Source organism: Wujia sp., assembly GCF_056872695.1.
The window spans coordinates 31669-52987 of the sequence record NZ_DBMFCD010000002.1 but is presented as its reverse complement, the minus strand read 5'-3'; the positions used below and the strand labels follow the sequence as shown (position 1 = coordinate 52987).

The 21319-nt window shown below is 44.0% G+C and carries 15 protein-coding genes; all 15 read left to right on the top strand.

Going from position 1 to position 21319, the window contains the following annotated elements:
* The first annotated feature begins 27 nt into the window (after positions 1 to 27).
* The 15 genes from ACZQK9_RS02890 to secD all read left to right on the top strand — a co-directional run bounded on the left by ACZQK9_RS02890 (position 28) and on the right by secD (position 21264).
* Positions 28 to 1797, top strand: a complete 1770-nt coding sequence (locus ACZQK9_RS02890) for an FHA domain-containing protein (RefSeq protein WP_483269552.1) — start codon at positions 28 to 30, stop codon at positions 1795 to 1797.
* Positions 1798 to 1828: 31 nt separating this feature from the next.
* A complete protein-coding gene (locus ACZQK9_RS02885; protein ID WP_483269551.1) occupies positions 1829 to 3499 on the top strand; it encodes a DUF6382 and FHA domain-containing protein in 1671 nt (556 codons plus the stop codon).
* Between the two features lies 1 nt (position 3500).
* The gene (locus tag ACZQK9_RS02880) at positions 3501 to 4271 is read left to right on the top strand and encodes a PP2C family protein-serine/threonine phosphatase (RefSeq protein ID WP_216507885.1); all 771 of its coding nucleotides are present in this window, start codon (positions 3501 to 3503) and stop codon (positions 4269 to 4271) included.
* A 17-nt stretch (positions 4272 to 4288) separates the two neighbouring features.
* Positions 4289 to 6493 carry a protein kinase domain-containing protein gene (locus ACZQK9_RS02875; RefSeq protein WP_483269550.1) on the top strand — a complete coding sequence of 735 codons (2205 nt, stop codon included), beginning with the start codon at positions 4289 to 4291 and terminating at the stop codon, positions 6491 to 6493.
* Positions 6494 to 6498: 5 nt separating this feature from the next.
* Positions 6499 to 7302 (top strand): hypothetical protein, encoded by an 804-nt coding sequence (locus ACZQK9_RS02870; protein ID WP_483269549.1) that lies wholly within the window; start codon positions 6499 to 6501, stop codon positions 7300 to 7302.
* An 8-nt stretch (positions 7303 to 7310) separates the two neighbouring features.
* Positions 7311 to 12917 (top strand): Ig-like domain-containing protein, encoded by a 5607-nt coding sequence (locus ACZQK9_RS02865; RefSeq protein ID WP_483269548.1) that lies wholly within the window; start codon positions 7311 to 7313, stop codon positions 12915 to 12917.
* Between the two features lie 145 nt (positions 12918 to 13062).
* Entirely contained in the window at positions 13063 to 13794 is a 732-nt protein-coding gene (locus tag ACZQK9_RS02860) for a PP2C family protein-serine/threonine phosphatase (protein WP_483269547.1), read from the top strand.
* 305 nt (positions 13795 to 14099) lie between these two features.
* On the top strand, positions 14100 to 14327 hold the full coding sequence (locus ACZQK9_RS02855) for a hypothetical protein (RefSeq protein ID WP_483269546.1): 228 nt from the start codon (positions 14100 to 14102) through the stop codon (positions 14325 to 14327).
* A gap of 62 nt (positions 14328 to 14389) precedes the next feature.
* Complete coding sequence (locus tag ACZQK9_RS02850; RefSeq protein WP_483269545.1) at positions 14390 to 15043, top strand: HAD family hydrolase; 654 nt, start codon at positions 14390 to 14392, stop codon at positions 15041 to 15043.
* A 213-nt stretch (positions 15044 to 15256) separates the two neighbouring features.
* Positions 15257 to 15604: a hypothetical protein gene (locus ACZQK9_RS02845; RefSeq protein ID WP_178017730.1), complete on the top strand. Its 348-nt coding sequence runs from the start codon at positions 15257 to 15259 to the stop codon at positions 15602 to 15604.
* 2 nt (positions 15605 to 15606) lie between these two features.
* A complete protein-coding gene (locus ACZQK9_RS02840) occupies positions 15607 to 16806 on the top strand; it encodes a cation:proton antiporter (protein ID WP_483269544.1) in 1200 nt (399 codons plus the stop codon).
* 92 nt (positions 16807 to 16898) lie between these two features.
* Positions 16899 to 17258 (top strand): TIGR04086 family membrane protein, encoded by a 360-nt coding sequence (locus ACZQK9_RS02835; RefSeq protein ID WP_483269543.1) that lies wholly within the window; start codon positions 16899 to 16901, stop codon positions 17256 to 17258.
* A 138-nt stretch (positions 17259 to 17396) separates the two neighbouring features.
* On the top strand, positions 17397 to 17537 hold the full coding sequence (scfA, locus tag ACZQK9_RS02830) for a six-cysteine ranthipeptide SCIFF (RefSeq protein ID WP_178017727.1): 141 nt from the start codon (positions 17397 to 17399) through the stop codon (positions 17535 to 17537).
* 106 nt (positions 17538 to 17643) lie between these two features.
* Positions 17644 to 19029 (top strand): thioether cross-link-forming SCIFF peptide maturase, encoded by a 1386-nt coding sequence (gene scfB / locus ACZQK9_RS02825; protein WP_483269703.1) that lies wholly within the window; start codon positions 17644 to 17646, stop codon positions 19027 to 19029.
* Between the two features lie 24 nt (positions 19030 to 19053).
* On the top strand, positions 19054 to 21264 hold the full coding sequence (gene secD / locus ACZQK9_RS02820) for a protein translocase subunit SecD (protein WP_483269542.1): 2211 nt from the start codon (positions 19054 to 19056) through the stop codon (positions 21262 to 21264).
* Positions 21265 to 21319 lie beyond the last annotated feature (55 nt).

The window sequence follows — 21319 nt, the reverse complement described above, 5'->3', positions numbered from 1 at the left end:
AATAAATAATGTATTAGGAGGGACGTTATGAGAACTTTTAATTTTAGAGCGCGAAATATTGGCGAAGAAAAATATCTGTCATACACAATGGGCGAGGATTGTGAGTTAGATGAAGATGTTTTGGATTATTGTCAGGACAATGCGCCGGAAGAACTGATAGAGATTATCTATGAGGAAGATGACGACTATGATTATCTGACTTATCCGATCACTGGAAAGACATCTCTGGAAGAGTATATTGCACAGGAACATGACTGTGAAAGTGTTTTGCTGATTCTGCGTAACGTTGCACAGGAAATGATTTCCCTGAAAGAGCAGGCAATTCCGCTTTCTTATGTGCTGTTGAACCGTGGATTTATCTATGTGGATGCAGAGAAGAAGACGGTACAGTTCCTGTGCCTGCCGATTGAAAGTAAGGGGGCGCTTTCTGTAGAATTTAAGAGTTTTGTGCGCCGGTTGCTTGCAAACATGAAATATGATGTAGAGGAAGACCTGAATTATGTTGGTAAGCTGCTTACTTATATCAATGGAGATAATTTCAACCTGCGAGGTCTGATTGGACTTGCAGAGGCGTTGATGGAAGAAGAAGGTATCAGCTTTGAGGAGGCTGGAGCCATTGACGCGGACGGGGTCGAGGTTGTAAGTGCAGAGGAGGAAACTCCGGCACAGGATATCAACGATATTATGAACAATCTTGAGGCAGAGGACGATACGCCACTTCCGGAGATTGGTGATGATGAAGAAGATGAAGAGGAAGAAGCAGAAGAAGAGCCTGTAAAGGAAGAGGACGAACTGGAAAGCATTCTTCCAGCAGGTATGCAGACAAAAGAAGAGACACCTGTGCCTGTTGAAGAGACACCAGAACCAGAGATGGAGAAGCAGGAGGATCCAAAACCAGAACCAGTTGCGGAAAAACCAGAAGTTTCTCCGGCAGCAGAACAGATTTTGTCCCAGGTGAAACCGGAAGAGAGAACAAATGATGGTGGTGAGAAGCTTCAGTTAAAGACCAATAAGAAGGAATCGGATATCAATCTGATTAAGGATCGTATCAAAGAACTTGTGGGTGAAGTTCCATCTGCAAAGCCAACGGCACAGCCGACTAAGAATATTCAGACGTTGGAAGATCTGGATCATTTCTTAGATAAGCCGCCGGTGGTTAAGAAAAATGTAGTAAAGGTAAACCGCGCAGCGATTATCCAGCAGACCGAAGCAGAGATGGAGGCGGCAGAAGCAGAGGCAGCAGCGGAGGCAGCTGAGAATGTAGAACCGGAGACAACGGTACAGAACGAAGAGCCGGCAACCGGGCAGACAGAAAATATCAAGGTTCCTGTGATCGAAGATATCTACGACGACATGAACATTGAGAAGAAAAAGGATGATGAAAAAGACAAGGACAAGAAGCCGAAGAGTACATCTATCCTGAATAAATCTGTAACAGAACTTGTAAAGGATGCAGTGGGGGCAGTGAGTGCGGCAACCGTAGCAACCAACACACCAAAGGCGTTGCCATATCTGATTCGGGTAAGTACAGAAGAACGCATTATGTTGAACAAGGCAATCTTCAAGATTGGAAAGGCAACCAGAGGTGTAGATTATACAGTTGGCGGAAATGGTGCAATCAGCCGTCAGCATGCATTTATTATTCAAAAAGACGGGGTGTGTTATATCAAAGATAATAAGTCTACGAATCATACATATGTGAATGGAAAACGCGTAGAGGATGGCGAGGAAGAGATTCTGACACATGATTCTCTCGTAAGACTTGCAGATGAAGAGTTTACATTTAAGATTCGTTAAGTAGGATGATCATATCATGAGGAGGTAGCAAATGAAGGGGTTAGAGTTGAACGTAACAAAACAGAATGGAATGACACTGGTAGAGTACCAGCTTGGTGTGGCAGACGTTTATGATGACAGAGTGTCAGACAAGGTGGCACAGCTTGGAAATATTATTCCATTTCAGTACAAGGACGAAGATGGAAAGAGAAGTATTGTTTCTTATGTACACCACGATACTTCTCTGGAAGTGCTGCTACGCCAGACATTAAAGAAGAAAGACGTGCTTGCTATATTGAAAGGGCTGCTGTGTGCGTTTGAAATTGGTGCAGCAGGCGTACAGATCTGTTATCTTGTGCGCAATCCAAATTATATCTATGTTGATCCGGAAAGTAAGGCAGTTAAATGTATCATGGTTCCTGTGAAGCAGGATGCGTTAGGACAGTCAGACATCCCGGATTTTTTCCGGAATATCGTAGCACATATGCGTTTTGATGAAGCAGATAAGGACGATTATGTAGCAAGAATTCTGACATTGATCAATACCGATCACTATTCCAATATGAAGTTGAAAGCTCTTGTAGATGCAGAAATGGAAAAACTTGGTCTGTTTTATACAAGAGATGAAGGTCTGAAGAAGGAAGCAGACACAACAGTTGCTCCGGATGTACAAAATCAGAATAAAGATGTAAAAGTAAATCGTGTCGGTGTTATGAACAACATGCGTCCTCAGGGCATGCCGACAATGGGACAGTCAGTACCGCCGATGGGTGGACAGCCAATGATGGGACAGCCAGTACCGCCGATGGGTGGACAGCCAATGGGGCAGCCAGTACCGCCGATGGGTGGACAGCCAATGATGGGACAGCCAGTACCGCCGATGGGTGGACAGCCAATGGGGCAGCCGGTACCGCCGATGGGCAGACAGCCAATGATGGGGCAGCCGGTACCGCCGATGAGTGGACAGCCAATGATGGGACAGCCAGTACCACCGATGGGTGGACAGCCAATAATGGGACAGATGCCGAATCCACAGGCACCAGCACCGGAAGCACCGAAGCCGGAGATGCCGAAGCCACAGGCACCAGCACCGGAAGCACCAAAACCGGAGATGCCAAAGCCACAGGCACCAGCACCGGAAGTACGAAAACCAGAAATGCCAAAGCCACAGGCACCAGCACCGGAAGTACCAAAGCCGGAGATGCCGAAGCCGCAGGCACCAAAGCCAGAAATGCCAAAACCACAGATGCCTCCAATGGGACAGCGCCCGGCGATAGGAGGTCAGCCAATGATGGGACAGGTCCCAACGATGGGACAGCGTCCACCAATGGGACAACCAATGGCGGGACAGATGCCTCGACCACAGGCACCACAGATGTCAAACGGCAATTTGATGGGACAACTTGGCGGAGCTCGCCCGATTCCGCATTTTGTGCGTAAATCAACAGGTGAGATTATCAACATAACAAAACCGGAATTTGTAATTGGAAAGTCAAAAACAAAAGCGGATTATGCGATTGAAAACAACAGCGCTATCAGCCGCGAACATTGTATTGTGGTTCAAAGAGATGGCGTGAACTATATCAAAGACAACAATTCTACGAACCATACTTATGTGAATGGCGTAGAATTGCAGCCGGGAAAAGAAGTGCTTCTGAAACATAAGACAGAAGTTCGATTGGGAGATGAGGAATTTACATTCCTTCTGAGAAAAGGAGAGTAATATGGAGTACATTGCAACTTATCACACCGATGTAGGAACAAGAAAAGAAACAAATCAGGACTCTCTTGCAATCAAGGTCGTGAATACAAAAGAGGGAAATGTAGCGTTTGCAATCGTGTGTGATGGCATGGGAGGACTTGCAAAAGGCGAGGTTGCCAGCAAAGAGGTAATTGAAGCTTTTTGCGCATGGTTTGACGATACACTGATTGACGAGATTTTGAATGGAACATTTACAGAGCAGGAGCTTGTGACACAATGGGATGATATTATTCAGAACCAGAACCGTCGTTTAGGTGCATATGGGGAAGAAAATCATTTGCAGCTTGGAACGACGGTGTCCGCTATTTTAATGTATAAGGATCAGTACTATATTGTGCATGTAGGAGACAGCCGTGTCTATGAGCTGACCAATACTGCAAAACAGTTGACAAGTGATCAGACATTTATAGCCAGAGAGCTTGCGGCAGGACGTATGACACCCGAACAGGCAAAGGTGGATCCGAGACGTAGTGTATTGTTGCAATGTGTCGGAGCGTCTCCGGTTGTAGAACCGGAATTTTCAAAAGGTACCGTGAAGAGAAATGCAGTGTATATGGTTTGTTCAGATGGATTCCGTCATGTGATCACACCGGAGGAGATTATTGAAAAGATCGGTCCTGGGGAAGCGTCGGATGAGGAAAAAATGAAATATGGAGCAATATATCTGACAGAGTTAGTAAAGAACCGTGGGGAGCGTGATAATATCACGGTAGCGATGGTTCGCACGATTTGATTTAGAGAGGGTTTGCCATGACGAAGGAAGGAACCGTATTAGACGGAAAATATGAAATATTGGCAGAAGTTGGTCGAGGTGGTATGTCCATCGTGTACCTTGCCCGTGATAAGCGTCTGAACAAGCAGTGGGCGGTCAAGGAAATCAAGAATGATGGAAAGAAATCCGCAAAGACGTTACTTAAGGGATTGGAACGAGAAGCAAATATTTTGAAGAACGTAGATCATCCGGTATTGCCACGAATCGTAGATATTATCAATCAGGATGGAACGATCTATGTTGTGATGGATTATATCGAGGGAGATACGATTCAGGACCGATTGAAAAAAGAAGGCGCACAGCCACAGGAACTGGTTGTAGAGTGGGGCTTGCAGCTTGCAAGTGCATTGAATTATCTGCATAACATGAATCCTCCGGTTATCTACCGGGATATGAAGCCTTCTAATGTTATGATCAAGCCAGAAGGCGGCGTAAAGCTGATTGATTTTGGTACAGCCAAAGAGTATGAAATTGAGAACAATGCGGATACAACGGCACTTGGTACGAGAGGCTATGCAGCGCCGGAGCAGTTTGGAGATTCTAAGGGGCGTGGTATCTATAACACAGATGCGAGAACGGATATCTACAATCTGGGTGCAACTCTGTATCATATTGTAACAGGAAAGAACCCTTGCGAGCCACCATATGAGATTAAGCCAATCCGGGAATGGAATCCGATGTTATCCTCCGGTTTGGAGAAAATTATTTTAAAGTGCACACAGGCAGATCCGAACGACCGATATCAGAACTGTACGGAGCTGATGTATGCGTTGGAACATTATGATGAGCTGGATGACAGCTATCGTAAAAAGAATAAGAAGAAGCTTGGTATTTTTGCCGCAACAGCAGCACTGGCAGTTGTTTCCGGTATTACAGCGGGAATCGGATATTCCGGAATGCAGAAAATTAGGCTGAATAACTACAACCAGTATATTGAGAATGGTATGAATTATTGCCGGGAAGAAAATTATGAGGCAGGAACGGCAGAGTTTAAGAAAGCAATCGAATTGGATGGCTCAGAGGAAAAGGCCTACGAGCAGTATATACAGGCATATATTGATGCGACAAATAAGGCGGAGGAAGCTGGGACGGAGTCCACACTCAATCTGGATGATGCGCTGACATTGGTTTCCAATCGGATCAGCAGTAAACATGGCGGAGTTGAAAAGAATAGTGCAGTGCTCTATAAGCTGGCACTTACATATTTTGAGGAAGAACGTTCTTACAGCCAGGCAGCAAAGTATTTTGGCATGATTGACGAGAAGGATGAGGAATATGGAAAGCTTGCAGGCTTTTATAAATCCATTTCTGAGCTGCGATCTGACAGTACCTCTGATGCAGCAGAGCTGATGCAGGCGGTCAATGATTTTGCTGCTTACAATGAGAACAACTTCACGAATCAGGAGGCGACCAAGTTCATAAATTATCGTATTATCGGTGAGATATACAGTACGAATGTAAGTAAGGATGCGGGTGCAAGTATCGCGGAACAGGCAAGCACGGTAATGGAACAGGCGGTTGCGGATCTGGGCGAATATACCGGAAACGAATTGGATGAAGATGCAGTAATGGATCTGAATTATCGTTATGATGATAATCTGATCGTGATTTATGAACAACTTGCAAGGGAAAATGCAGAAAACGAGACTGCAGCGAACGGATATTATTCAATGACCATTAGTTACTGCGAGGATTATATTGGAATATTGAAGATGAAAGTGGATGCGGATGCAAGTATTTCGCTGGGAGGATCTTCAATCAATGCGTATAACCAGTCTTATTATAATAAGATGATGACGGAAGCACGCTGTTATGATGCACAAGGGAAAACCGATGAAGCGCTCAAGATATATGAAGCAGCAGAAAAGGTATTCGGAACGAAGAACGAATGGAGCGACAATGTATATGCAGAGCATCTCGATTATCTGTACCGCCTTTGTGAGGCGCAGGAACAGGATCCAAAGCTATGGGCTTCGAAACTGCCGGATTTGACAAAGAAGTTGATTCAGGTGTTTGATGATGGCGGTAATGTATTGGGCATCGACAGTAATAAGACATGGTACAAACGAAAAGATACTTTGCAGATGATAAAGAGTGGAAGTTATGATATTGGGGAAGATGAAACAGCGCAGCTGCCGGATGCAAATACAGGTGATACGCAGTCCGCTGAGATGGGAGAGTGATAAGCATGCAAAACGTATATGAGATATGTTTTTATGGCGGTTTAGTATTGGCAATTCTCCTGTTGATTGCGGCAATTGTATTATTCGTTGTTCTGAAGATTCCAAAAGTAATTGGAGAATTATCCGGAAGCACAGCGAAAAAGGCAATGAAAGAGATGCAGGATGGTACTGCAAAGCCGGGCAGTGTAGCGAAAAAAGAACAGGAAAAATACTACAATATGGGTAGCGGAAAGATTACCGCGAAAGAAACGGTTTCTTCAAAGGAAGAACGTAAGAATTACGGAAATGATTCCACGGAGCTGCTGGATAATAAAAAGAAGAAAGAAAAGAAGTTTGAGGAGACTGACGTCCTTCGACCGGGTGTCAATGATTATGAAACGCCGGATGACGGAGAAACGGAAATACTTGGAGCAGACAACGCAGATGAAACGACGGATATCCTGCGGGATGCCACATCTGTCGGTGATGACGGAGCAACGGATGTACATCGGAATGACGAAGGCGATGATGGAGCAACGGATGTACTTCGGAATGACGAAGACGATGATGGAGCGACCGATGTTCTGCGGAATGACGAAGGCGATGATGGAGCAACGGATGTACTTCGGGGAGATGACGAAGATGATGGTGATACAACGGATGTGCTTCGTGGAGATGAAGACGACAGCGATGCAACCGATGTATTACGGGCAGATGATGACGAGGAAGGTACAAGTGTATTGACAACCGGAACATTGGCAGCCAAGGTAAAGGTAGTATACAATATTGTGGTTGTTCATTCGGATGAAAGCATAGAGACGGGGAGGTGAGAAGTGGAATGAAAAGAAAACAGGAAAAACAAAACAATACAAAGCACTCATTGAAGAAGCTCATAGCACTGTGGGTTGTCTTTGTGCTCCTGGTTGTGCCGTTCGCAAACCATGTAAGTGGAAGAGATGACGCGAAAGCCGAGGGGGAGACGCAAACAACAACGGAAGAATATTATACAGCGGTGCTGACAGAAAACCCAGATGCGGATAAATCTATTTTTGATGATGTGACTGGTTCAGGTAATAATTATGATAATGTACATTATTATCTTCGGTCGCAGTTTGGAACAACCCCAACACAAGTGATTGATACAACTTATTTTGCAGATGAGATTAAGATGAAATTACAGGTTACGTTGTCGGGCGTTGACCATAGCTATCATTATGGAGAATCAGATATTTCCAAGGCGGTTATGGATACGGAAAATTTTGATATTCAATATGTTGCATTGACTGATTCGACGAGCACGCCAGACATATATCGTGCTACGATTGATGATGCAATTTCGCAGCCTGCTGGTTTATCATCCTATACAAATGGTGTTGCGGTTTATATTAAGCCGCAGGCAGTTCGGTCAGAAGTTGTGGGGGATACACAGACGTATGGTATATCGTTAGATAACTTTAACGCTAAGATGGGATATACATTGCTGGGTATATATAGGTTTAAAAAGGAAACGGTTTCAAGTTCAAAAAGTATAACCTGGCAGGTTGACTCAAGTGATGTTCAGGCAGATTCTGTATATAATCATGCGAATCTGAACGAGGTATCAAACACTACAGGACAGATCGCTGGCACATGGAAGTACAAATACATCAAAGCAAATGACGCAGGTGAACCTTCTGATGATTCAATCAAAAAAAACACTGGTTGGAGTAGTTCTCTTCCAGCTGTAAATGCGGATACAACAGATATCTCTGATGGTACCTACTATGGGTATGCAGGATACTTTGTAAACAATGCAGATGGAACACAGACATTGCTTACCTATGTAGCTACAGCAACACCGGTTGCATTGGATGTAACAGCTCCGAGCATTTCCGCTTTTAATGCGAAGTGTGGGGAGACGGAGATTACTTTAGATGAATTAAGCGAATCAAAAGTATTCTATATGAATGCCGTGGAGAAAGTGACATTTGGGTTTGAGGTTGGAGAAACAGGATGCACAGTAACGACAACTCCAGCGACAACTCTGACTCCGGATGGAACATCGTATACAACATCGGAATTATCAGCATCCGATTTTGGAGCAGATGATAAATTTCAGGTAACATTGACAGATGTAGTCGGAAATAGCGAGACATATTCTTATCAACTGGGCGGAAGCAATGTACAGTTCCAATTGGCAACACCGAAGTTTGCTGTATCATCAGCGAAGATAATGGGAACAAATGGAACGGAGCTTGCACTTGGTACGTCGGAGTCAGATACGGTATATGTGAACAATGCATGGAAAACTGAAAATGGACCCCCGATTTTACAGATTCAGACCGAATCCGATCAGAAGATTACTCCAGTGACGACAAAACCAACAGCTGATTATGCGTATCAGATTGTTGGCGTAGATGCGGTTGATGTGGGGACGGATCATTTTGACAGACCGATTCATACCACGACGATCACAAAAGAACTGAATGAAGAAAAGGCGTATTCAGGAATTGCGGTAAATACGTTCCGGGCAGGTTTGACAGAAAATAAATATGGCACAGTCATTTGCGATTATACAGCACCGGAGATTATAAAAGCAGAACTGCAGTACAGCAATGATGGAACAAATTGGAACGCGGTTAATCCGGATGACATGAGTGATGGGAATATTTATTATATCAATTATGCGGAAACTACACAGTATCGTTATTATGTAAGTGCAACGGATGCTTTGAGTGGAGTAAAAGAAATCACAAGTGCAGGATATACATATGATGCAGTTCCTGGAGTTGCTGGTGCATATACATGTGCGATTGATAAGACAGCATTACCGGAATCAATTGCTGCTTTGCCAGTGAGTGTAATAGTTACTGCTACGGATAAGGCTGGAAATGTAAGTGGAGAGAGCACATTGCCAAGACTTGCAAAGCAGAACGCTGAGACGGAAGCAAGCTTTACGTTAAAAGATGGTGAGAATGTCATTGATTTAACTGGTGGAAAGGTCACTACAAACAAGCAACTGACATTGACTGTAGATGTGACGTCTTCTGTGATGATTCAGAATGCAAAGCTGAATGCCAGGATAAATGGTGTGGATAATTCTGAAATAGCGCTGTCTCGTGAGGATGGCTCGAATCAGATGAATCCAAAGACAAAAATGTATACGAAGACATATACATTTACAATTCCGGCGGGAACAGACGTAAATAAGCTGATCGAAAATGGCATTGTTACGATTACAACAAACGATCCGGCGAAGAATCTTACAAAGAATGTACGGGATATCTTATATGATGTAACAAAACCAACATTTAAGGTAAATGATGGATCAGATGCATATTTAAAAGATTTACAGGTCGACTGGACAAAAGATTATAATTTGTCATATAAGATTCTAAGCGGAGAGAATGCGAATGTGGAATCTCCGATTGCGAGTGCTTCCTATAAGGTTGAGAATACAACCGATATGGATAAGGATGGCGTACTGACCGGAATTGATACAGCTGGAAATACTGGTGAGGTATCAGGAGCATTCGAAGTTCCGGAATCTGCAACGACAGCCGGTACACGGGTGTATATGACAGCGACAGATGAGGCAGGAAATACGAGTGAACAGGAAACCTTCGTGAAGGTGGATGCAACAAAACCGGAGATTGGCGATATTGTTGTAACTGGCTATACAGATTCTAAAACGCCGGTTGTAGGAACACCGACGATCCGGACACTTGTATCGGATAATCTGACGATCCGGACAGGCGAACTGAAGCTTACATACCCGGATGGCACAGTGAAAAAAGTAACTGTTGGACCAGAGGAAGCCGAGCATATACAGCGGGCACTGGAATATCAGCTTGAGAGCAGTGCTCCGGATGGTGATTACAGCATTGAAGTTTTCGTAGAGGATAAGGTGGGAAACAGCACATCGAAAGCTATGGCATTCCGTCTGGATAACACGGCTCCGATTGTAACAGTCAAGATTACAGATGGAACAACTGCCGGAAAACAGCCAATGACAAACTTTGATGGAACGTCGCGTGATTATTATTATGGTTCAGATGTTACGATGCTTCTGACTTATGAAGATACCAATATCTCTTCTAAGGATGTAGTAGTAACTGACAATGGAACGAAGGTCAATGTGACATGGACACAGGTTGGAAATACGAATAAGTATCAGGCGAACTATGCGGCAACAACAGAAGGCAAGCATGTGCTCTGCATTAATGCGACTGACGAGGCTGGAAATCCGGCACAGGAAAAAACGGCTGAATTTATCAAAGATACACAGAAGCCGACGATGACACTTACGGTCAACGGAAAGTCTGCATGGACAGAACCAATTGAAGGTGCAGTGAAAGTACAGACAGGTGTGTCGGATAATCAGACACTGAATATAGCGAAGATTACAGTGGTAGGTCCAAATGCACAGACAGTTAAGACGCTTTGTGATGCTGGTGATCAGCTGGTAAACAAGCATAATAGCAGCTTTGCGTTGGAAGATCTGGTTGGTAATTCAGTTGTGGATGGGGATTATGCAATCACGGTCGAAGCGTCAGATAAGGCTGGAAATACAGATCGTGCTTCTATATATTTCCGGGTAGATAATACCGTGCCGGTAGTAACGGCAAAGATTGCAGATGGTGTTACAGCAGGAAAACAGCCGGGTGTTAACTTCGATGGAACGGATTGTGATTTCTTCTATCGTTCGGATGTAGCGGTATTGCTTACATATGAGGATAACAACATAGATGCTTCATCTGTAGTCGTAACAGATAATGGAACGCCGGTAGCTGTACAGTGGACACAGGTTGGAACTACAAATAAATATCAGGCAGTCTATCAGGCAACCAGAGATGGTGCCCATACGATTAAGATTGGTGCAACAGATAAAGCTGGAAATAAGGCAGAAGAAAAACAAATCGTATTCATCAGGGATACGGCGGCTCCGGTGATTACAGCAATGATCAATGGCGGCATGGTATACAATGAAAGTATGGGAGTTGTAGATCTGACATCCAATGCAGTTGTATCGTTCTCAGTCAATGATACAAATGAAGACGTGAATGACTTCAACTATCAGTTGATCAAAACGCTTCCGGATGAGAATCCGGTAACTGCGGATGTGTTGCAGACAGACAATCGTTCTTTTGGATACAGCGATGAAGCAGACTATGTAATTAAAGCATATTCTGTGGATAAAGCAGGTAACCGGAGTGCGGAGAGAACAATACAGTTCCGTATTGACAAGACCGCTCCGGAACTGAATATTACCGGAACAGCGTCCGGTTCAACATTGAATGCCGGTACAACGCTGACATTCAGCATGACAGAGGCATTCTGGAGAGATGCATCCGGTACGATCACGATTACGAGGAAAGCAAATGACAGTACGGCAGAGTCGAATTATAAGACGATTGACTTTAAACCGACAGCGCGTGTGACAACCCTGACAGAGACTCTGAGTGAGACGGGTGAGTATAAGGTAACCTTTACAGGAAAAGATCGTGCAGGACATACAGCAGAAGCTGCCACTTATACGGTAAGAATTGATACAGGCAAGCCGGTCATTACATTGAGTGGTGTGTCAAACAACGACAAGACGACAAAACAGGTGGAGTTCCAGGCTCAGATTGAGGAGGACTTTTATCTGACAAAGTCTGTCAGCATTCAGGCAACAAGAACCTACCTGGATCCGGAATCTTATAAGGAAAAGACAGAGGATCTGCAGATTACCGGATACAATCCGACGGCTGCAACGACGCTCATCCGGAATACATTTACAGAAGACGGTATCTACAAGATTCAGGTAATCTGTAAGGATGCCGCAGGCAATGAAGACACACAGGAAGTTTCGTTTACAATTGATAAGACGAGCCCTGTAATCGATCCGAAGGTTATGAGTGCATATCAGGGAACGCTTACATCGTTTGCGTGGGATTATGATCTAAACGATATCATCTACGATCTGACTGTCTGTGATACACATATGTACTTGAATGGTAGTGAGTACGATGGTACTTCAGAGGTTGAAGATGGCGCATACGAGATGAAGATTACAGCCGAGGACGAACTTGGAAATGCAACGGAGGAGACGGTAAACTTTAATCTGGATACAAAGGCACCAACATTTATTGTAACAGGTGTTGAAGATGGAGAGATTAAGAACGCGCAGTACGATATCAACGTATCACTTCAGCTGGATGAAGATACATTGGATGAGGTGACGTTGAATGGTTCGGCGGTTGAAATCAAGGACAATGCGGCGACGATTACAGTCACGGAAAAGGGTGATTACAAGCTGGCAATGAAGGCGCACGATGATGCCGGAAATGTAGCAGAAAAGACGATCAGCTTTACATATGGAGAGAAGAGTCATGTACTTCTGTATGTACTGATCGGAGTTGGCGCGCTGGTATTGCTTGGCGGTGGTACAGCGATCATTCTGGCTGCAAAGAAGAAAAAATAGCTAACCGGAGATAAAACCGGTTCATTTACGACGGGAGCATGGAAACATGCTCCTGTTTTGCTTGCAAACGAAGCGTTCCCATATTATAATCGTAAGAAGCAAAAATGGAAACGGAAATTAGAAATACATGGTAGGAGGTTCACGTATGGTAGATGTTGCGATGCGGACGGAACGAGGGGGAAGAGATCACAACGAGGATTACATACGGAAAGCAGTATACGAAGACCAGCTTTGCCTGATTTTATGTGACGGGCTTGGCGGGCATGCCTGCGGGGAGGTAGCATCGAAGCTTGTGGCAGAGAGCGTAGCGCATACATTTGAGAACCAGGGATATTACAGCAGCTTTTTCAGGGACGCATTTGAACAGGCGCAAAAAGATCTGCTTGCTGAACAGGAACAGCGGGATCTGCGTAATTCGATGAAAACGACGTTGGTTGTGCTGGTGATTACCAAGGAATTGATGCAGTGGGCGCATATCGGTGACAGCCGCCTGTATCGAATCTATGGGTGTGGTACAAAATATCAGAGGACGCGTGATCATAGTCTGGTACAGATTCTAAGCGATACTGGTGAGATTAAGGAATCCGAAATCCGTACGCATGAAGACCGCAACAAGCTGCTGCGTGCCATGGGCGCACAGTGGGGAACGAAAACATATGATATCAGTGCAGTGATAGAACGTGGAGAAACACAGGCATTTGCACTGATGACAGATGGTTTCTGGGAGTATGTGTATGAGGAAGAGATGCTCGATACACTGCAGAAGGCAGACTCGGCGCAGGCGTGGCTGGATGCGATGGAGCAGTTTGTGCTGAAGCGGGCGGATATGACAAAGACCGATAATTATTCGGCGATCGTAGTACGTGTGGAGGAATAAAAAACACATAAACTGACATGGAAGATAGTTTGTGTTATACTAAATAACAAGGGGGATAATATGCGATTTGATGATGGAAGTAAGCAATTTGAATTTCAGACGCGCAAGTTAAATCCAAAAGAACGATCTAAAATAGAACATGAAATAAATACCAATTATAGCAAATATGAAAATCAGGAATTATGTATCCATTACTCATTTGCGTTAGATAATAAATGTTATAAGTATTACTTTGAAAATCACGGATTTAATAGTTATAATATATATTCAAGAAAATTAGTAAAATCAAAGAGGAGGTAAAGACCATGGAAGAATTGATTGAAAAATTAAATAACTTGCCAAATGCATATTTTGAATTTATAGACAGTGTTGTTGATTATGCAGAAGAAAATGAATTACATTTTGAATTGATTATGGAATTTTTAAAAAATAATTCATCGGTGACACCTTCAGATATTATACGACTTATTTCGACACAACCGGATTTTTATGATGATGAGTCGCCTGTTGAGCCAGATGCGCTGGTTGGATAAAAATGAGGGGAGCTGGATATACAGCTTCCTTCTTGTCACGTAAAAATAACGGAGGAATAAACATGTTTCGGGCGGTTGTATTTGATATGGATGGTGTCATTACGGACACGGAGAAGTTATATCGGAGATTTCAGCTGGAAGAGGGAAAGAAGCTTGGGATCCCGGATGATGTGATGGTGGTTGCCTGTGAGCGTATCGCAGGTGGCACAAAGTATACGAACAAGCAGCGGTTTGAGGAAGTAGTAGGTATGGGAATTGATTACTATGAATTCCGAGAGGCTGTCGTGAACAAGCTGGACGCACATATTCAGGCACATGGCGTAGAATTAAAGCCGGGCGTTGCAGATACATTGAAGTACCTGAAAGAAAAGGGCACGAAGGTCGGACTTGCTACTTCGACGGTACGTGAACGTGCTACAGGATATCTGAAGGCACATCAGATTGACCGGTATTTTGACGAGTTAGTATTTGGAGATACCGTGGAACATGGAAAACCGGCACCGGATATTTACTTGAAGGCATGCGGGATGCTGGGTGTAAAGCCGGAGGAAGCAATTGCAGTGGAGGATTCCATCAATGGAATCGTATCGGCGGGACGCGCCGGCATGTATCCGGTCATGGTGATCGATCTGATTGAGCCAAATGACATTACGAAGCAGTATGCAAAGAAGGTATATGAATTCGGACGCATCGACCGTCTGAAGGAGTTAATATAGTGTTGAACGAGACCACTATGTAGATGGAAGATGTATGTAGATATGATTCTAAAACAGACCGTTGAAGCACGCTGGCACTTAACGAACGCAGTGAGTTTAGTACCATTGCGTGCTGAACCGAGCGAGAGCGTGTCTGTGTAGAATCATATCTACATACATCTTCGGAATAAAATATATCTCGTTCGACACGAGAATAATATGGAGGACAGAAAAATGAGTAACATGAATTTGCTGGTTGTTATTTTGAAGCATGAAGATCTTGTGAGTGAGATCTGTAAGGAACTGGTTGAAGAAGGCATCCATGGCGGTACGATTGTTGATGGTACTGGTATGGCAAGTGTAGTTGAGAAAATGGATGATCTTCCGATTTTTGGAATGTTACGTTCAATTCTTGCAGATGATGATGAACATGAAGTGGCAAAGATGATGTTCTTTGTTGTTGATGATGAAGAAATGAAGAAGGCACGCAAGACGATTAATGATGTAATCGGGCTGGATAAGCCAAATACCGGAATTATGTTTGCGCTTCCTGTATCGTTTGTAGAAGGGCTGGGGGCGTAGTTATGGATTTAAATATACTTACTTATCTTGGCATTATGTTGCTGGCTGCGTTGATCGCAGGCAAGATTGTCAAGCAGATGCGGCTGCCGAATGTAACAGGATATCTGGTTATTGGGTTGTTGATTGGTCCAAACTGTTTGAAGCTTCTGAATGAAGAACTGATTGACAGGATGGACCTGGTGACAGAATTAGCGCTTGGATGTATCGCTTTTTCTATTGGTGCGGAGTTTAAAACAACTTTTTTGAGGAAAGTTGGGAAGGCACCGCTTGTTATAGGTATTACAGAGGGCGTAGGAGCAGTGCTCGTTGTGGATACAATTCTGCTTCTGCTTGGCTATGACGTTACATTTGCACTGGCACTTGGTGCAATCGCATCTGCCACGGCGGCAGCATCAACGATGATGATTGTGAAGCAGTATAAAACGAAAGGCCCTGTGACAAGCACTCTGCTTCCGGTTGTGGCATTAGACGATGCGGTGGCTCTGATTGCATACGGACTTTCGATGGCAGTTGCAAATGTAATCAGTTCGAGTGGCAGCGCACCGGTTGGCAAGCTGCTGATTGCCCCTTGTATCGAGATATTCGGCGGTTTGTTGTTCGGCGCAGTACTTGGCGTTATCATGGCATTGCTGGTAAAATTTTACACTGGACGGGGAAACCGCCTTGCAATCACAATTATGATGATCTGTCTGTGCGTGGGTGTTTCTGATATGGTTGGATTTTCTTCGTTGCTTGCATGTATGATGCTTAGTACGATCTTTGTGAATATTTCAAAGCAGAGCGACAAGATCTATGAGCCACTGGACCGGATTACCCCACCGATTTACATGATGTTCTTTATCTTGTCTGGTGCATCGCTGGATGTCACAGTCATTGTATCTGTCGGAGTTGTCGGTGCGGTCTATGTCGTAGGACGAATTATAGGAAAAGCACTTGGCGCAGCGTTCGGAGCGAAAATCTCGAAGGCACCGAAGGTTGTCCAGAAGTGGCTTGGTCTGACGCTCGTGCCACAGGAGGGAGTTGCAATTGGACTTGCAACCTCTGCCGGAAAGTCTCTGCCACAGTATGCCGCGCAGATTCAGACAATCGTGCTGTGTGGAGTCGTAATCTATGAGCTGATTGGACCGGTTATCACAAAGCTTGCCTTAAAGAAGGCAGGGGAACTTGTGGAGGAACCAAAGAAGACCGGCGCAAAAGCATAAAATAGAAAGTAATAAACGCAACTTATTTTTCATATATATAACTAAAGTAAGTGGGAATGGTGAAACTGTCATTCCGGATGATGGGAGTTTATATGGAAAAACGGGTTGCGTTTTGTGTTTTAAAGGCATTGGCTGCAGCGTACATTGTGACCGGGCTGTTACTTTTAATCATGGCATTTGCATTGTATAAGCTTGGCTTAAAAGAGAATGTCGTGGAGCTGGGCGTTGTATTTACCTATCTGCTGTCGAGTGCCATCGGCGGATTCTTCATCGGCAAATGTATGGAAGTAAAGCGACTGTTGTGGGGGATATTGCTCGGATTGTTTTATGCAGTGATTCTGCTTATTTTATCTTTGATCGTGCGTGGAAATGCACAGGGAATTATTCATTCCGGACTTCTCAACATACTGATCTGCCTTGGAGGAGGGGCAATCGGTGCATTTCTGTCATAAAACATACGGGCAATTATTTTACAAACGGAATACAAAAATAAGGCAGTTTATATTACGTATAATGTAAAAATAAGGGATGACATATTACACATAATGTGATAAAATACTCAATAATAATGCTAGTAGGAGGCGATAAAGATGAAGAGAATTAAGACTTTGACACAGAAGACAATGAAAAGCACTGTAGTTAAGGGTGGTTGCGGCGAATGTCAGACATCTTGCCAGTCAGCATGTAAGACAAGCTGTACAGTTGGTAACCAGAGCTGTGAGAACAACTAATTACAGATAAAGAAAGTGTAGTACATACACTTCGCACAGAGAAAAGGGGATGTCCTGCGATGTCCCCTTTCCTTAATGAATAAGAGAAATAGGAGTGACTAAGAAAGTGGTACACCAGTACAAGAACAATGGGTATAATATCGTGCTTGATGTGTGCAGCGGCTCCGTACATGTAGTGGATGACCTTGTATATGATATGATTGCGATGTACAAGGATAAGAAATTCGAAGAGATTGAACAGACAATTTTAGAGAAGTATGGAGATACCTATAGCAAGGAGGATATTCAGGATGCATATTCTGACATTTCCGAATTAGAAGAACAGGAATTGTTATTTACAGAAGATGTGTTCAAGGATGTCATTATCGATTTTAAGAAGAGAAAGACCGTAGTCAAGGCACTTTGCTTACATATCGCACATGATTGTAATCTTGCATGCAAATATTGTTTTGCAGATGAGGGCGAATATCATGGACAGAAGCGGGAACTGATGAGTCTGGAAGTTGGTAAGCAGGCGATTGACTTTTTGATAGAGAATTCCGGAAACCGTGTGAATCTTGAAGTTGATTTCTTTGGCGGCGAGCCGTTGATGAACTTTGATGTGGTGAAGGAAATCGTAGCATATGCGCGGGGCAAGGAGAAGGCGGCAAATAAGAACTTCCGTTTCACCCTGACGACGAATGGTATGCTGTTAAACGACGAAGTCATTGATTTTTGTAACAGAGAGATTTCGAACGTTGTGTTGAGTCTCGATGGCAGAAAAGAAATCAACGATAGGATGCGCCCGACCAGAAACGGCAAGGGCAGCTATGATATCATTGTGCCGAAGTTCCAGAAGTTCGTGGAGCAACGCGGCGACAAGAGCTATTATGTGCGTGGTACATTTACGAGAAATAATCTGGACTTCACGAAGGATTTTGAATTGATGACCGAACTTGGTTTCAAGGAGATTTCCATCGAGCCGGTCGTCACGCCGGATGAGAATGATTATGCCATCCGTGAGGAAGATTTACCGGTGATTTTCGAGCAATATGATAAGCTGGCAGTTGACCTGATCCGCCGGCAGAAAGAAGGAAAGCCGGTGACATTCTTCCATTACAAGCTCGACTTAAACGGGGGACCGTGTGTGTACAAGCGTCTGTCCGGATGTGGTTCCGGAACGGAATACCTGGCAGTGACACCGACCGGAGATCTGTATCCGTGCCATCAGTTTGTCGGACAGGATGAGTTTAAACTTGGCGATGTGTTTCACGGGGTGGAACGAAACGATATCGTGGAAGAATTCAAGCTTTGCAATGTCTATGCGAAGGATAAGTGCAAGGATTGTTTCGCAAGATTTTACTGCAGTGGCGGCTGTGCGGCGAATTCGTATCAGTTCCATGGCAATATATTAGACGCATATGATGTAGGCTGCGAGTTACAGCGCAAGCGTGTTGAATGTGCGATCATGATGAAGGCAGCTCTGGCAGATGATGAAGAAGAGTCAGAGTAAAATAAATGAAGGAGAGACAAAGAGATGAAGAAAACGAAAAGAAAAGCAGTCATCAATCTGATTATTTTCTTCCTGCTTCTGGCTGGCGGTATCTATATGGCAATCGCCGGTGTGGGAAAGAATGAATCCGGTAAGACTGCGAATGTTCCTCTGGGACTTGATTTGCAGGGTGGTTTGTCCGTAACCTATGAGATTCAGGACGAGAAGCCGACAAGCGACGAGATTAAAGCGACTGTGGATAAGCTGCAGCGAAGAGTCGATGAGTACAGCTCGGAAGGCGAAGTGTATCAGGAAGGCGATGACCGGATCACAGTTGAGATTCCTTTGAACACGGAAAAGGTGGATGCACATGATGTATTGGATCAGCTTGGACAGCCGGGACAGCTTCTGTTCCTTGATTCTGAAAACTATACAATCTGGCAGCAGAACCAGAACAATGGCACGAGCGATGCGTACGAGGCAGTTCTGACAGGTTCCGATATCAAGAATGCGCAGGCAGGTGTGGATGATTCCGGCACAGTCAAGGATTATGTTGTACAGCTGCAGTTCACGGAGGAAGGTGCGCAGAAGTTTGCAACAGCAACAGCAGCCAATATTGGCAAGCCAATTTATATTATCTATGACGGTAAGGTTGCAAGTGCACCAACCGTACAGAGCGCGATCACAGACGGAAATGCTGTAATTAACAAGATTTCAAATTATGATGAAGCAGAGAATCTGGCAGCGACAATCAAGATTGGTGCCCTGCCTCTCGAGTTAAAGCAGATCCAGTATAACATCGTTGGCGCGAAGCTTGGTCAGAAAGCAGTATCAACCAGCTTGATCGCCGGTGCAATCGGTTTCGGATTAGTATGTATCCTGATGATCATACTGTATCGTTTCCCTGGAGTTATTGCCAGTCTGGCTCTGACAGGATATGTAGTATTGATGCTTTTGATTTTAAGTATCCGTCACATCACACTGACACTTCCTGGTATTGCAGGTATTATCCTTTCTATCGGTATGGCGGTAGATGCGAATGTCATCATCTTCACACGTATCCGTGAGGAAATCTCTGCAGGCAGTGGTGTGCGTGCAGCAGTAAAAGCAGGTTTTTCCAAAGCGCTTTCAGCGATTCTGGATGGAAATATTACAACATTGATCGCAACTGTTGTCTTGATGATCCTTGGTTCTGGTAGTATCAAGGGATTTGCGGTTACATTGATGCTTGGTATTGTTCTTTCTATGTTCACAGCATTGTTTGTGACAAAGATGCTCTTGAACTCTTTTCTGGAGCTTGGAGTACAGAATCCGAAGATGTATGGAAAAGCGAAAGAACCGAAGATTCATGGATATGTAAAAAATTTCAAGATCTGTGGTATTGCTTCTTTGATTGTGATCATTGCAGGACTTGCATTCCTTGGTGTTAATCATTCAAGAATTGGAAAGTCACTGAACTATAGCCTGGAGTTTACGGGCGGTACATCAACAACCGCTACATTTGCGGAAGATGATGTATATACACTGGAACGTGCAGAGTCTGAGGTTGCACCGGCGATTGCGGAAGCGGTTGGCATTGATGCCGGAACAATTCAGATTCAGACAGTAGAAGGAAACAATCAGGTAATCTTTAAGACATCCGAGCTTACAGAAGAGCAGAGCGCAAAGATTGATGACCTGTTGAAATCACAGTTTAAGGCAACAGAAGTAGACAACCAGAGTATCAGTTCAACTATCAGTGGAGAGATGAAGAAGGATGCTATCGTAGCTATCGCTGTATCTTCTGTATTGATGCTTTTGTATATTGCGTTCCGGTTCTCTGATGTGAAGTTTGGTGTCAGTGCAGTGCTTGCTCTTGTACATGATGTATTGGTTGTATTTGCTGCATATTCGATCGGAACACTGTCTGTTGGTAATACATTTATTGCATGTATGCTGACGATTGTAGGTTACTCTATCAACGCGACAATCATTATCTTTGACCGTATTCGTGAGAATATGCGTACACAGGATAGCAAAGAAAGTCTGGAAGAGCTTGTCAACAAGAGTATCGGTCAGACATTTACAAGAACGATTTATACATCTTTGACAACCTTTATCATGGTATTTGTATTGTTCGTGATGGGCGTAACTTCTCTGAAAGAGTTCACATTTACATTGATGCTTGGTATTGTATGTGGTGCTTACTCATCTGTATGTATTACCGGACCACTCTGGTATACAATGAAGAAGAAATTCTCAAAGAAAAATGCATAAGTAACATAAGGTGGGGCTGTTTCGGCAGCCCCATTTTTAAGTGAAGAAGAGAGGA

Coding starts and splice junctions, on each gene's coding strand:
- ACZQK9_RS02890 (WP_483269552.1), top strand. CDS start 28: ATGAGAACTTTTAATTTTAGAGCGCGAAATATTGGCGAAGAAAAATAT.
- scfA (WP_178017727.1), top strand. CDS start 17,397: ATGAAGAGAATTAAGACTTTGACACAGAAGACAATGAAAAGCACTGTA.
- secD (WP_483269542.1), top strand. CDS start 19,054: ATGAAGAAAACGAAAAGAAAAGCAGTCATCAATCTGATTATTTTCTTC.
- ACZQK9_RS02860 (WP_483269547.1), top strand. CDS start 13,063: ATGGTAGATGTTGCGATGCGGACGGAACGAGGGGGAAGAGATCACAAC.
- ACZQK9_RS02875 (WP_483269550.1), top strand. CDS start 4,289: ATGACGAAGGAAGGAACCGTATTAGACGGAAAATATGAAATATTGGCA.
- ACZQK9_RS02840 (WP_483269544.1), top strand. CDS start 15,607: ATGGATTTAAATATACTTACTTATCTTGGCATTATGTTGCTGGCTGCG.
- ACZQK9_RS02850 (WP_483269545.1), top strand. CDS start 14,390: ATGTTTCGGGCGGTTGTATTTGATATGGATGGTGTCATTACGGACACG.
- ACZQK9_RS02845 (WP_178017730.1), top strand. CDS start 15,257: ATGAGTAACATGAATTTGCTGGTTGTTATTTTGAAGCATGAAGATCTT.
- ACZQK9_RS02880 (WP_216507885.1), top strand. CDS start 3,501: ATGGAGTACATTGCAACTTATCACACCGATGTAGGAACAAGAAAAGAA.
- ACZQK9_RS02870 (WP_483269549.1), top strand. CDS start 6,499: ATGCAAAACGTATATGAGATATGTTTTTATGGCGGTTTAGTATTGGCA.
- ACZQK9_RS02865 (WP_483269548.1), top strand. CDS start 7,311: ATGAAAAGAAAACAGGAAAAACAAAACAATACAAAGCACTCATTGAAG.
- ACZQK9_RS02885 (WP_483269551.1), top strand. CDS start 1,829: ATGAAGGGGTTAGAGTTGAACGTAACAAAACAGAATGGAATGACACTG.
- ACZQK9_RS02835 (WP_483269543.1), top strand. CDS start 16,899: ATGGAAAAACGGGTTGCGTTTTGTGTTTTAAAGGCATTGGCTGCAGCG.
- ACZQK9_RS02855 (WP_483269546.1), top strand. CDS start 14,100: ATGGAAGAATTGATTGAAAAATTAAATAACTTGCCAAATGCATATTTT.